This is a genomic window from Solimonas marina, assembly GCF_012241385.1.
Taxonomy (GTDB): domain Bacteria; phylum Pseudomonadota; class Gammaproteobacteria; order Nevskiales; family Nevskiaceae; genus Solimonas; species Solimonas marina.
The window spans coordinates 370,122-382,835 of the sequence record NZ_JAAVXB010000004.1 but is presented as its reverse complement, the minus strand read 5'-3'; the positions used below and the strand labels follow the sequence as shown (position 1 = coordinate 382,835).

Sequence of the window (12,714 nt, the reverse complement as noted above, 5' to 3'; positions counted from 1 at the left end):
TCATCGCGACGCCAAGCGTTCTGTAGAGGCGGGGAGTCTGAATGCCATCCGCGATGCCGCGAATGACGACGGTCAAGTTTGCGAACCGTCAGAGGCCGAGCGCGGCGATGTCGCCCTTGCCTTCACGCACCACTTCGATGCTGCCGCCGCTGAGGTCGAGCACGGTGGTCGGCACCGTGCCGCAGGGACCGCCGTCGATGACGATGTCGACGCTGCGGTCGAGTTGTTCGCGCCAGTCGCCCGGATCGTTGACCGGCTCGTCCTCACCCGGAAACTGCAGCGTGCACGAGATCAGCGGTTCGTCGATGGTTTCCAGCAGCGCCTGGGCGACGACGTGTTCGGGCACGCGAATGCCGATGGTCTTGCGCTTTTCGTGGGCGATGCGCTTCGGCAGCGTCTTGGTCGCTTCGAGGATGAAGGTGTACGGCCCCGGCGTCAGCTGCTTGAGCAGGCGGAACTGCTGGTTGTCGACGCGCGCATAGGTGGCGATCTCCGACAGGTCGCGGCAGACCAGCGTGAACTGGTGATGTCGGTCGAAGTCGCGAATGCGGCGCAGACGGTCGGCGGCGGCCTTGTCGTCGAGATGGCAGCCCAGCGCGTAGCAGGAGTCCGTCGGGTACGCGACGACCGCGCCGCTGCGGATGCGCTCGACGACCTGCGCGAGCAGGCGCTTTTGCGGATTGACGGGATGCAGCTCGATCCAGTCGGCCACGACAGGTCTCGGCAAGAATGGGGTTGGCGATATTGTACGCCTCGGCGTCCGATGCCGAGCAGTCCGCGCCGCACGCGACGCTACAATATCGGCATGAATACCCTGATTGACCTGTTCCCCGCCATCGCCTTCTTCGTCGCCTGGAAGTTCTACGGCGTCTATGTTGCGACCGCAGTGCTGATCGTCACGATGTTCGCGCTGGTCGCCTGGTACTGGTTCCGCGAACACCGCATCCACAAGATGCATTTGTTCACGGCACTGGTCGCGGCGGTGCTCGGCGGTATCACGCTCTACGTGCATGACGCACGCTTCATCAAGTTCAAGCCGACCGTGATCTACGCTGTGTTCGCGCTGGTACTGGCCGGCAGCCAGTTCATCGGCGACACCGTGCTGATGAAACGGCTCGGGCACAAGACCATCGAACTGCCGGACCCGATCTGGCGCCGCATCAACATCGCCTGGGCGCTGTTCTTCGCCTTTTCCGCGGTGCTCAATTACGTCATCGCCTTCCACTTCTCGGAGGCGGTCTGGGTCAATTTCAAGGTGTACGGCTTCACCGTGCTGATGCTGATCTTCATGCTCGGGCACCTGCCGTTCATCAAACGCTACCTGCCGGAGTAAGCATGCTGTACGCCATCGTCGCTCATGACACCCTCGACAGCCTCGCCCAGCGTCGCGCGACGCGGCCGGCACATCTCGCGCGCCTGACGGCGCTGCAGGACGAAGGCCGCCTAGTGCTGGCCGGCCCGCGGCCACGCATCGACGCCGCCGACCCGGGCGATGCCGGTTTCTCCGGGAGCCTGGTCGTCGCCGAATTCGAGTCGCTGGAAGCGGCCACCGCCTGGGCCAAGGACGATCCGTATGTCCATGCCGGCGTCTACGCGAGCGTCGACGTCTATCCCTTCGTCAAGACACTGCCGAAATGAGCGATGCGCGCATCGCCCGGATCGAGGCCGCGCTGGTCGCCGCATTCGCGCCGGACGTGCTCAAGATCGATGACGAGAGCCACCTGCACGCCGGCCACGCCGGCGCGCGCAGCGGACGCGGACATTATCGCGTCGAGATTGTCACCGACGCCTTCGCCGGCCAGGCGCCGCTGGCGCGGCATCGCGCCGTCTACGCGGCGCTCGGCGAGCTGATGACCACCGACATCCACGCCCTGTCGATCCAGGCGCGCACACCGTCAGAGTCGCGCGCATGACGCGCCGTGCGTTGGCCCATGCGCTGACGCTGAGCGCAGCGCTCGCAGCCCCCGCGGCGCATGCCGACTGGCTACCGAGCCGCGACACCGTCGACGGCTGGCTGGCCAAGCTCGGCGGTGACGATCAGGCGGTCGATACATCCAACGGCATTGACTGGGGCCTGTTGCCCGGCCCGTTCTATACGCCGGAAACGAGCTTGGGGCTCGGCGTCGCATTGGTTGGTCTGTACCGCACCGATGGCGACGACGCCACGCCGCTGTCATCGCTGACGCTGATGGGCTTTGCCAGCGTGACCGGCACCTTCGGCGCCAAGATCGACAACTACGCCTACTTCAACGGCGACACGCAGCGCCTGTTCGTGCACGGCAGCGTCGTCAATCAGCCTACGAAGTATTGGGGCATCGGCTACGCCGCCGGGCGCGACGACGACGATCAGGACTACACCTCGAAGTCCGCCGATCTATGGCCGCAGCTCTATCAGCGCATCGCCCCATCGCTGTGGGCTGGCGTTGGCTGGCGCGTCTCGCAAATGCAGGCGACGGCCCTGCACGACGACAGCAACAACCGGATTCATGACACGGCCGACGGCCCATCGGTGTTCAGCTCCGGCGCCAGCCTGCACCTGCTCCATGATACGCGCGACTTCGTGCAGAACCCGGCGCGCGGTCATGTGCTCAGCGTCGACGCCGCCGCTTACCGCCCCGGACTCGGCAGCGACGATCATTTCGACACGCTGACCGCGCGCTACGGGCAGTACGTATCGATCAGCGACAAGACCATCATCGCCTACGAGCTGTACGGCGACTTTCGCAGCGGCGACGTGCCGTGGAACGAACTGTCGTCACTCGGCAGCGACGAGCGCATGCGCGGCTATTACGAAGGCCGCTATCGCGACCGCGACACGCTCAGCACGCAGATCGAATGGCGGCAGCAACTCGCGTGGCGACACGGCATGGTGCTGTGGGCCGGTGCCGGCACGCTGGCGTCGCGACCATCCGACCTCGGCACGCACATCCTGCCGACCTTCGGCGCCGGTTACCGCTTCATGTTCAAGCCACGCGTCAACGTACGCCTCGACCTCGGCGTCGGTCGCGACAGCGTCGGCTTCTACTTTCAGGTCGGCGAAGCGTACTGAGCACACGCCGATCATGTGCTCGGGCCCGACCGGCGCGCGACGGCCGGGCCTCCACCATCAGCGCGCAGGCCGGATCAACACCCACCCGGTCTGGCCTTGGTACTCGACAAAGCGCCAGTCACCCTCGCGATTGCTGAACGCCGTGCCCTGGCTCGGCACTTCACCGGCTGGAATCACCAGCTCGGTCTGACTGGCCACGCGCGGCTGCGTCTTGAGCGGTGCCGCTGGCGGCGGCGGTGAAGGCGGCGGCATCGCGGCCGTGGCCGGGGCCGCCATCGGCGTGGTCTGCCACGATGTCGGCGCCGCGGCACGGGCCGGTGCGGCGGACCGCTTGGTGGGGAATTCAAACACCAGGCCGATGCTGGCGATGTCGACATCCTCGTCGCTGGCAAAGTCCTTGGTCTCGAACAGCGTCTCGTATTCGAAACGCAGGCCAACGTAGTCGTTGAACTTCAACTGCACGCCCAGGCCGACGCTACCGCCGTTGGCTGAGGTCTTGATCGAGCCGTAGCCGGGCGCGGCAACCTTGCTGTCACCGTCGTAGTAAGCGCCACGCAACCAGAAACCGGAACCGGTCGGCGTCACTTGCCAGAAATAGCCAGCACCCAAGGTATAGCCGGTGAAGCGCAACGTAGCGCCAATGCCGGTGTCGTCGATGTCGGCTTTGCCGGTATCGATCCAGCTGGCCTCGAGGAAGATCGGAATCGGGGCGAAGCGATAGCCGACGACGGCCTTGCCGCCCCAGGCCGAGTCGACATCGCTATACGCGGAGCGGTCGGCATAAGTCCCCGAAACTCCAAAATAAGGACCGGCGGCCTGACTCACGCACGGCAACAGCGAGACGCCCGCAAGGAGCGCCATGATCGACGGCTTCAGCATGTTTTCCCCTGATCGAAGTCACGCGATGCAAAGCATCGCGCGCCGCGCTCCCCAGCGCGACGTACGCAATCTTAGCCGAAGCCTGCGGCAGAGCGCGACGGGCGCCCTCAGTAGCGTGAGCTGCTCTGCACTGTCGGAAAATCGAAGATCAGACCGACCTTCCACAAACCGATATTCTCGTCATTGGCGAAATCATCCGGTTCGATCAGGTTTTCATACTCGAAGCGCAGGCCCATCGTCGGCGTCCACTTCCAATCGCCACCGACCGCGATGCTGGCACCGCTGGTTGACTGCTTCTGGCTATGCGACGTCGGATCGTCCGGTGTCTTCAGTTTGGTGTCGCCGCCGTAATACGATGCGCGAGCAAAAATGCCGGACCCGTAGGTCGTCAGCGGCAGGAAGTACCCGAGGCCGACGGTGTAGCCGCTGAAGTTCAGCTTCAGGCGCTCGTTGTCGTAATAGCCCGGATCGACATCGGCGTCGCCGGTATTGATGTAACTGGCCTCGATGTACAGCGGCAACGGCGAGAAGCGATAGCCGGCGAAGACTGTACCGCCCCAGGAGCCGTCGACGTCATCATATCCAGGACGGTCGGCATACAGACCGGTCACACCGAAGTACGGTCCCTCGGCCTGACTGGCGAGCGGCAGCGCCGCGGCGCCCAGGCAAATTGCGGCGACGAGTGGTTTGATCATGTGATTTTCCACGCAAGACGGATACGCGCAGCATCAGCGAGCGCGCATTAATCGCGTCTTAATCTTCGCGCGACGGTGCCGCGATCGGCGGTTCCGGCATCGAGCGGACATGGACGTCGGTTTGCGCATACGGCATTTCGATGCCGGCCTCCCGGAACGCCGCATCGATGGCAAAGCGCAGGTCACTGGCGATCGATCCCTTCTGCGAGGCTTCAAGAATCTGCGCGGACAGTTCGAAGTCCAGCGAACTGGCGCCGAAGCTGGTGAAACTGACGCCGGGACCGGAGACGCCGGCGATCTGCCCGGCGCTGACGACGCCGGGATGCTGGGTCGCCAGATCAAGCAGGATCTTTTGCACGCGGCGCAGGTCGCTGCCATAGGCAACGCTGACCGGCAGGACGACGCGACCGTAGCGTGAGCGCAGGTCACGGTTGCGCACCTGCCCGGACAGCAGGATCGAATTCGGCACGATCAGCGTTTCGCGATCCGGCGTCTCGATTTCCGTGGCGCGGATGCGCATGCGCCGCACCGTGCCCTCGCTGCCACCGACGTTGATGTAGTCGCCGCTGCGGATCGGCCGCTCGAACAGCAGGATGATGCCGGACACGAAGTTGCTGACGATGTTCTGCAGGCCAAAGCCGATGCCGACCGACAGTGCACCGGCGACGATCGCCAGCTTGCTCAGGTCGACACCGGCAAACGTCAGGCAGATCAGCGCCACGACGATGAAGGTCACATAACCGAACAGCGTCGCCGCCGCCTCACGCGTCGCCGGTTCGACGTTGGCACGCACCAGCCAGTCGAGTTCGAGCTTGCGCTTGAGCCAGCGGGTCGCCGTGAACAGGATGCCGAACAGCACGACGCCGAACAGCAGTTTGCCGACGACGATGCGTATCCCGCCCACCGTGAAGCCGCTGGTGAACAAGGCGCGCAGAAAAGCCTGCCCGGTGTCGTGCAGTCCCCAGACGTGCAACAACAGATAGACAGTGATCGGCAGCAACAACAGATCGATCGCCGCCAGCAGCCAGCTCAGCTCGCCGATGCGCTGACCGCGCTCGACCCCGAGCCAGACCCGCATGCGCTGTTGCCAGCGGTAGCGATCCGCCTGCAGCGAGCGCACCAACCAGTGCAGCGAAATCGACGTCGCCAGCGCCAGCGCCACAATCACCAGGGTCGACAGCAACGGCGCCTGCGCGGCCAGCGCCACCCCGCTGCGAACCGACAATCCGCTCATCGTTCAGCCGCTTCCTTGCAACAGCGTCTGCAGTCCGTCGTAATCGACGACCGTGACGCCCAACGATTCGGCCTTCGCCAGCTTCGAGCCGGCTTCGGCGCCGGCAACCACGTAGTCGGTCTTCTTCGACACCGAGCCGGAAACCTTGCCGCCGGCCGCTTCGATCTGTGCGGCGATCGCATCGCGCGGCTGCGGCAGTGTGCCGGTGATGACCAGGGTCTTGCCGCTCAGCGGCCCCTGCGCCGTGACATGCACTGGTGCCGACGCACCGAGCAGCCCGAAGGCGTGCAGTTGCGCGTCGAGCGCCAGCAGCGCGTCGCGTGCCGCCGGTTCGGCAAAGTGCTCGCGCACGGCCGACGCGGTCCGCTCATCGAGCGCCCGCGCCAGCGCCAGCTCGTTGTCGATGCGCGCCAGCAGCGCTGCGGCGCTGTCGCAGCCGGCCGTCAGCTTTTCGGCCTTGACCGGCCCCAAGCCGCGCACTTTCTGTTGCGCGAGCAGCCAGGCCACCGAACACTGCGCGGCGATGTCGGCCGACACCGGATGCTCATCAGTGATCGATACCTGCGCCAGCAGCGCGTCGACCGCCTTGACGTTGTGGTCGTCGGCGAAGAACCAGCGAATTTCCTCGGACGCCGCCTCGCCGACGCCGTCGACCAGCGTCAATACCGCTGGCAGCGCCTCGCGTACGCGCTGGAAGCTGCCGAAATGCCTGGCGAGATCCTTGGCCGTGGTCTCGCCGACCTGCGGAATGCCGAGCGCGTAGAGAAAGCGCGTCAACGACAGCTGGCGGCGCGCATGGATCGCGTCGATGATCTTCTGCGGCGCGACCTCGGCGGATTTGTACAGCACCGCGATATCGGCGACTTCCAGCGTGTACAGATCGGCCGGCGTCTTGACGCGCTCGCGCTCGACGAGCTCGGCGATCAGCGATTCACCGACGCCTTCGATGTCGGCAGCGCGGCGCGACACGAAGTGCTGCAGCAACTGCTGCAGCTGCGCCTTGCAGACCAGGCGGCCGACGCAGCGGTAGATCGGCCCGTCCGGATCCTTTTTCACCTCCGAGCCACAGACCGGACAGACCGGCGCCATGTGGATCGGCTGCGTGCCGGCTGGCCGCTTGTCGAGGACGACGCCCTTCACTTCCGGAATCACGTCACCGGCGCGGCGCACGATCACCGTATCGCCGATGCGCACGTCCTTGCGCGCCACCTCGTCCATGTTGTGCAGCGTCGCATTGCTGACGTTGGCGCCGCCAACGAAGACCGTGCGCAGCCGCGCGGTCGGCGTCAGCGCGCCGGTGCGGCCGACCTGGAAGTCGACGTGCTCGAGCACCGTCTCCGCTTCCTCGGCGGCGAACTTGTGCGCGATCGCCCAGCGCGGCGCGCGCGCCACGGAGCCGAGTTCATCGCGCCCGTCGAGATCGTCGAGCTTGTAGACCACGCCGTCGATATCGAACGGCAGCGACGTGCGGCGCGTCTGCATCGCCGCGTAATACTTCAGGCAGCCGTCGGCGCCCTGCACGGTCTCGACCAGATCGGAAACCGGCAACCCCCAATCGCGCAGTTGCGCCAGCACCTGCGCATGACGCTGAGGGCGCGCCCAGCCTTCGGCGTAACCGACCGCGTAGGCGTAGAACGCCAAGGGCCGGCGCGCCGTCATCTGCGGGTCGAGCTGGCGCAGGCTGCCGGCGGCGGCGTTACGCGGATTGACGTAGAGCTTTTCGCCGCGCGCGGCGGCTTCGTCGTTCATGCGCTTGAAGCCGGCGTGCGGCAAATAGACCTCGCCGCGCACTTCGACGAGCGCCGGAATCGACGCCTCCCGCCTCCCGCCTCCCACCTCCCGCAAGCGCAGCGGAATCGCCCGTATCGTGCGCAGATTGGCGGTGATGTCCTCACCGGTTTCGCCGTCGCCACGCGTCGCGCCCTGCACGAACACGCCGTCGGCGTACATCAGCGACACCGCCAAACCGTCGAGCTTGGGCTCGGCGACGTAGTCGACGGACGCTTCGCCCAGCGTTTCGCGCACGCGGCGGTCGAAATCGCGCAGCTCGTCTTCGGCGAATGCATTGTTCAGCGACTGCATCGGCTGGCGATGCGTGACCGGCGCGAACATCTTCAGCGGCTCGCCGCCGACGCGCTGCGTCGGCGAGTCCGCCGTCAACAGTTCCGGATACGTGGTCTCCAGGGCCTGCAGCTCACGCAGCAGGCCGTCGTACTCGGCATCCGAGATCGTCGGATCGTCGAGCACGTAGTAGCGGCGATTGTGTTCATGAAGCTCGGCCCGCAAAACCTCGGCGCGGGCTCGGTCAGGCTCAGGAACGCGCATGGCGAAGCCCGGCGATGTTCGACATTACAGCCCGTTGCGCTGTGCCCAGGCGTCGACGTCGGCCGACAGCGCCTGTTCGGCCTCGGCCGTGAAAACCTGCCGTTCGGCATCGAAGACTTCGGCATTGAGCGCCGCCGCCAACGCACGGGTCGTCGCCACCATGTCGCGCAATGCTGACTGCGGCTGGGTGCCGTTGGGCAAAACCATGAACAGGGTCAGCCCCGGCGTCGCCAACTGGTTCTGCTCGGCCGGATCCAGCGTGCCCGGCTTGATCAGGCTGGCCACGGAAAACACCGGCAGACCACCGGCCAGGCGGTGATAGATCTTGCGGTCGCCGAACTGCAGGTCTTGCGCGACCAGCGCTTCATGCACCTTGGCACCGGCGATCGCCGCGCCGTCGCGCTCGGCGATCAGCAGGTGGACGATCTTTTCTTCGAGCGCCGGGGCCGGCTCGTCGGCCGACATCCCATCGGTGTCCGTCGCCGGCATACCGAACAAGGGCTCGATGCGCTTGCGCGGCTTGCCGACGCCGAATTCGTCGAACTCACCCTCGCGCTTGGACTCGAACATGTCCATTTGATCGGCAGCCGGCAACTTCGGCGCACGACCATTGCCGCCGCCACTACCCGGCGGCGCCCAGTCCTTCGGCAATTTTTCGCCGCGCCGACTGGTGATGTAGATGGCGATGACCGCCACCGCACCGACCACCAGCAACGCCCATTGCAACGCGCTCATGTGCCCATTCCTGACTGTTGGGTCTCGGTTTGCGTCGTCAGCTCGACCGCCTGCTCGATATCGACACTGACGAGCCGCGAGACGCCCGGTTCCTGCATCGTCACACCATGCAGCTGCTGCGCGAGCTCCATCGTGATCTTGTTGTGCGTGATGATAATGAACTGCACGTTCTGCGACATCTCACGCACCACTTCGCAGAAACGACCGACGTTGGCATCGTCGAGCGGCGCGTCGACCTCGTCCATCAGACAGAACGGCGCCGGGTTGAGCTGGAACAGCGCCAGCAGCAGCGCCGCCGCGGTCATCGCCTTCTCGCCGCCGGACAGCAGATGAATCGTCGAATTGCGCTTGCCCGGCGGCCGCGCCATCACGCGCACGCCGGTTTCGAGCAGATTGTCGCCGGTCAGTTCCAGATACGCCTCGCCGCCGCCAAACAGCTTCGGGAAACGGTCGCGGAAGACCGTATCGACCTTGTCGAAGGTTTGCCGGAACAGTTCGCGGGTCTCGACGTCGATCTTGCGGATCGCGTCCTCCAGCGTCTCCAGTGCACCGTGCAGGTCGGCGTGCTGATCGGCCAGATAGGTCTCGCGCGCCTGCGCCTCTTCAAGTTCCTGGATCGCCGCCAGATTGATCGCGCCGAGCCGTTCGATGCGGCGCACCGTGGTCGCCAACTGTTCTTCCCAGTTCGGCAGCGTGGCGTCCGGATCGAGTCCGTCGAACAGCGCCTGGCGCTCGAAGCCGGTTTCGGCGATCTGCGCGTCCAGGCTCTCGCGATGCGCGCGCAGGCTCTCGAATTCGAGACGCGCCTGCTGCAGCTTCTCGACCGCGGCATCCTTGGCCAACTCGGCCGCGCGCGACGCCTCGACGGCGCTACGCAGCGCATGCTCGACGGTTTCCGAGGCTTCGCGCAGGGCGCGCATCGCCTCGCGGGCGACCTCGACCTGGGCGCGCGACTGTTCGACCTGCTCGGCATGCCCGACCAGCGGTTCATTGAGTTCGGCGGCGCGCTCCTCTTCCTCGCCGCGGCGCAGCAGCAGGTTCTCGCGGGTCGCCGCCAGTTCGGTCAGCGATTGTTCGAGCGCGGTCTGCGCGCTCTGGCGACCGGCCAGATTGACCTGCAACTGGCTGCGCGCCTGCTGCGCCTGCTGCACGCCCATGCGCGCGCGGCCGACCAGGTCGCGCTTGCGCTGCAGGTTCTGCTGCATCGCCGCACGCTTGTCGCGCAACTCCTGCGCGATCTGTTCGAGCGACAGCAACCGCTCGCGCGATTCTTCCAGCTCCTGCGTCTGCTGCTCGCGGGCCTCGCGCAGCGCCTCGATATCCTGCGTCAACGCTTCGGCACGCGACTGCATCTGCTCCAGACGCACAGCCTGCGCCTGACGGAAGGCCAGCTTCTGCGCCTGACGGTGGCGTAGCTGGTCGAACTTCGACGACAGATCGCGACGCTCCTGCTCCATCGCATGCGTGCGGCCGCGCAGCTCACCGAGCACGCGTTCGCGATCGACGACCTGCTGCTGCTGTTCCTCGACCTGGACCTTGAGCTGTTTGAGCAACTGGCCGCGCGCGATCACGCCGGAGCCGGCATCGTCGCCGCGCTTCGGATAGCGCGCCCAGTGACGACCGCGCCACAAACCGTCGGCGGTGATCACCGATTCGCCCGGCGCCAGTTGCGCGGCGATGCTCGCCGCCTCGGCAGCGTTCTCCGCGGTGCGGATGCCGGACAGCCAGTCGAGCACCGCCTGCGGGCCGCTGACCTTGGCCGCCAGTCCGCCACTGCCCTGCCCGACACTGCCACCGAGCAGCGCGATCCCGGCCTTGGGCGCACGCTCGATACGCGCAATGCGCGACTCGACGTCGTCGAGCAACGGCGCCTGCAGCAGGCCTTCGAGTACCTGTTCGACCGCGGCTTCCCAGCCGCTGTCGACCTGCAGCGCGCCGGCCAGGCGCGGCGCGTCGGCGAGCTGCTGCTCGCGCAGCCACTGATTGAGTTCGGCGTCGTCCTGACGCAAGGCGGCCTGCTGCAACGTTTCCAGCGACGACATGCGGCCGCGCGCCGACTGCAGCGACTGCCGCGTCTCGTGCAGCGCCGTTTCGGCATTGGCGCGCTCGTCACGTAGTTGCTGCAGCGTTTCGTCCATGGTCTGCAGCCGGCCTTCGGCTTCAGCCAGTTCGTCGCCGAGCAGGCGCAACTCGTTGTCGGCTTCGCCGAGGCTGTGCTGCGCCGGGCCGATATTGAGCGCGCCGAATTCGGCTTCGAGGCGCTTCAGGCGCTCCTCGCCCTGGAAGCGCGCGCGTTCGAGCTGTTGCACACGCACGCGCTCGGCCTCGGTCTGCGACAGCGGCGTTTCCGCATCCTGCTGGAAATGATCCCAGCGGCGCTGTTCCTCGTGCGCATCGTCTTCGCTTTCGATCAGTGCCGACTGCGCGGCGGCCTCGTGCTCCTCGGCCGACAAGACCTGCTGCTCCAGCTCGGTGAGCTGACGCGCCGACTCTTCGAGGCGCTGGCGCTCGCGCTGCTCGCGCGCTTCCAGCTCGGCGAGCTGGCGATTGAGCTGGTCCAGCTCGCGAACCTTGAGCTGCTGCAGCTGACGGGCGTGCTGCAGGCTCTGTTCCTGCCGCGCCAGGCCCGCTTCGGCCTCGTAGACCTTGCTCTGCTCGTCGGCCAGCTTCTGCGCCTGCACGCGCTGCTCGATCTCGGCGGCGACGCGCGCCTCCTCGGTGCGCGTGACGTTGGAGCGCGCCGCTTCGGTGGCCTGCTCGAATTCGGCGATCGCCGTCTCGTGGCCACGCCCCTGCTCGTCGAACTGCTTGGCGCGCAAGGCCAGAATTTCGGCGCGCAACTGGCGCTCCTGGGCCTTGAAGTCGCGATACTTCTCGGCGTTGGCCGCCTGCTTGGTCAGCACCTCCAGGCGCTGCTGGATTTCCGAGCGCAGATCGTTGAGACGCGACAGGTTCTCGCGCGTGCCGCGAATGCGCGACTCGGTTTCCTTGCGGCGATCCTTGTACTTGGAAATGCCGGCGGCTTCTTCGAGCCACTGGCGCAGTTCCTCGGGCTTGGCTTCGATCATTCGCGAGACCATGCCCTGCTCGATGATCGCGTACTGGTTCTTGCCGCCGAGGCCGGTACCGAGGAACAGATCGGTGACGTCGCGCTTCAGGCACTTGCGGCTGTTGAGGTAGTACTGCGAGTTACCGTCGCGCATCAGCTCGCGGCGCACCGAGATTTCGCTGTAGGCGGCGAACGGGCCGGTCACCTGGCCGTCGGAATTGTCAAAAATCAGTTCGACCGACGCGCGGCCGACCGGCTTGCGCGTCTTGCTGCCGTTGAAGATCACGTCCTCGGCGTCGGCCGAGCGCAGATTCTTCATGCTCGTTTCGCCGAGCACCCAGCGCACCGCGTCGATGACGTTCGACTTGCCACAGCCGTTCGGACCGACGACGCCGGTCAGATTCGAGGGCAACGGCAGGTGGGTCGGGTCCACGAAAGACTTGAACCCGGCGAGTTTGATACCCGAAAGTCGCATGCGCTTGTGAGAATTCGGACCGGCACCCGGCCGGTCGCCTCAATTTTTCGATGGAAGTCGGCCGACGGCGCCGGCCCGTGCTGGGCGCTAGTGTAAATTAAGCGCCCTGTCGCAGCAGCGGCCGACCTGCGGCAAGCGCCCGGCATAGGCACACCACCGCGCGTCTTGTCCGTCCCCGGCGGACGCCCGTACGCACGGCTCGCCCCGCTCGAAACCGCTGCAGCAATGTCCGGCAACGGCCTGATGATCAAGCCGATGATGGCGGCGGCCCGT

11 protein-coding genes are annotated in these 12,714 nt (G+C 66.2%); 4 read left to right on the top strand and 7 right to left on the bottom strand.

Features of this window, described 5'->3' with window-relative positions; all coding sequences use genetic code 11:
• Window positions 1-88: 88 nt before the first annotated feature.
• Window positions 89-712 (bottom strand): L-threonylcarbamoyladenylate synthase, encoded by a 624-nt coding sequence (locus G7Y82_RS10060; RefSeq protein ID WP_168147901.1) that lies wholly within the window; start codon window positions 710-712, stop codon window positions 89-91.
• A 93-nt stretch (window positions 713-805) separates the two neighbouring features.
• Between G7Y82_RS10060 and G7Y82_RS10055 the strand changes: the two genes are divergently transcribed.
• Genes G7Y82_RS10055 through G7Y82_RS10040 form a run of 4 tightly spaced genes read left to right on the top strand, consistent with a single transcriptional unit; the run spans window position 806 to window position 3,049 of the window.
• Window positions 806-1,333 carry a septation protein A gene (locus G7Y82_RS10055; protein ID WP_168147900.1) on the top strand — a complete coding sequence of 176 codons (528 nt, stop codon included), beginning with the start codon at window positions 806-808 and terminating at the stop codon, window positions 1,331-1,333.
• A 2-nt stretch (window positions 1,334-1,335) separates the two neighbouring features.
• A complete protein-coding gene (locus tag G7Y82_RS10050) occupies window positions 1,336-1,638 on the top strand; it encodes a YciI family protein (protein ID WP_168147899.1) in 303 nt (100 codons plus the stop codon).
• Entirely contained in the window at window positions 1,635-1,913 is a 279-nt protein-coding gene (locus G7Y82_RS10045; RefSeq protein ID WP_168147898.1) for a BolA family protein, read from the top strand. Before G7Y82_RS10050 ends, G7Y82_RS10045 begins: the two co-directional genes overlap by 4 nt.
• A complete protein-coding gene (locus tag G7Y82_RS10040; RefSeq protein WP_168147897.1) occupies window positions 1,910-3,049 on the top strand; it encodes a BamA/TamA family outer membrane protein in 1,140 nt (379 codons plus the stop codon). Before G7Y82_RS10045 ends, G7Y82_RS10040 begins: the two co-directional genes overlap by 4 nt.
• 57 nt (window positions 3,050-3,106) lie before the next feature.
• Here the strand turns inward: G7Y82_RS10040 and G7Y82_RS10035 are convergent, their stop codons facing one another.
• From G7Y82_RS10035 to smc, 6 genes are all read right to left on the bottom strand, one after another.
• Window positions 3,107-3,928, bottom strand: a complete 822-nt coding sequence (locus tag G7Y82_RS10035) for an outer membrane beta-barrel protein (protein ID WP_168147896.1) — start codon at window positions 3,926-3,928, stop codon at window positions 3,107-3,109.
• Between the two features lie 107 nt (window positions 3,929-4,035).
• Window positions 4,036-4,623 (bottom strand): outer membrane beta-barrel protein, encoded by a 588-nt coding sequence (locus G7Y82_RS10030; protein WP_168147895.1) that lies wholly within the window; start codon window positions 4,621-4,623, stop codon window positions 4,036-4,038.
• Window positions 4,624-4,681: 58 nt separating this feature from the next.
• Window positions 4,682-5,857: a mechanosensitive ion channel family protein gene (locus G7Y82_RS10025; protein WP_168147894.1), complete on the bottom strand. Its 1,176-nt coding sequence runs from the start codon at window positions 5,855-5,857 to the stop codon at window positions 4,682-4,684.
• A 3-nt stretch (window positions 5,858-5,860) separates the two neighbouring features.
• On the bottom strand, window positions 5,861-8,182 hold the full coding sequence (ligA, locus tag G7Y82_RS10020; RefSeq protein ID WP_168147893.1) for an NAD-dependent DNA ligase LigA: 2,322 nt from the start codon (window positions 8,180-8,182) through the stop codon (window positions 5,861-5,863).
• Between the two features lie 24 nt (window positions 8,183-8,206).
• Complete coding sequence (locus tag G7Y82_RS10015; protein WP_168147892.1) at window positions 8,207-8,917, bottom strand: cell division protein ZipA C-terminal FtsZ-binding domain-containing protein; 711 nt, start codon at window positions 8,915-8,917, stop codon at window positions 8,207-8,209.
• Entirely contained in the window at window positions 8,914-12,441 is a 3,528-nt protein-coding gene (smc, locus tag G7Y82_RS10010; protein ID WP_240954205.1) for a chromosome segregation protein SMC, read from the bottom strand. Before smc ends, G7Y82_RS10015 begins: the two co-directional genes overlap by 4 nt.
• Window positions 12,442-12,714 lie beyond the last annotated feature (273 nt).

Excerpts from the sequence above, each read along its gene's own strand:
- smc (WP_240954205.1), bottom strand. The coding sequence starts at position 12,441 with ATGCGACTTTCGGGTATCAAACTCGCCGGGTTCAAGTCTTTCGTGGAC.
- G7Y82_RS10035 (WP_168147896.1), bottom strand. The coding sequence starts at position 3,928 with ATGCTGAAGCCGTCGATCATGGCGCTCCTTGCGGGCGTCTCGCTGTTG.
- G7Y82_RS10030 (WP_168147895.1), bottom strand. The coding sequence starts at position 4,623 with ATGATCAAACCACTCGTCGCCGCAATTTGCCTGGGCGCCGCGGCGCTG.
- G7Y82_RS10050 (WP_168147899.1), top strand. The coding sequence starts at position 1,336 with ATGCTGTACGCCATCGTCGCTCATGACACCCTCGACAGCCTCGCCCAG.
- G7Y82_RS10025 (WP_168147894.1), bottom strand. The coding sequence starts at position 5,857 with ATGAGCGGATTGTCGGTTCGCAGCGGGGTGGCGCTGGCCGCGCAGGCG.
- G7Y82_RS10045 (WP_168147898.1), top strand. The coding sequence starts at position 1,635 with ATGAGCGATGCGCGCATCGCCCGGATCGAGGCCGCGCTGGTCGCCGCA.
- ligA (WP_168147893.1), bottom strand. The coding sequence starts at position 8,182 with ATGCGCGTTCCTGAGCCTGACCGAGCCCGCGCCGAGGTTTTGCGGGCC.
- G7Y82_RS10040 (WP_168147897.1), top strand. The coding sequence starts at position 1,910 with ATGACGCGCCGTGCGTTGGCCCATGCGCTGACGCTGAGCGCAGCGCTC.
- G7Y82_RS10015 (WP_168147892.1), bottom strand. The coding sequence starts at position 8,917 with ATGAGCGCGTTGCAATGGGCGTTGCTGGTGGTCGGTGCGGTGGCGGTC.
- G7Y82_RS10055 (WP_168147900.1), top strand. The coding sequence starts at position 806 with ATGAATACCCTGATTGACCTGTTCCCCGCCATCGCCTTCTTCGTCGCC.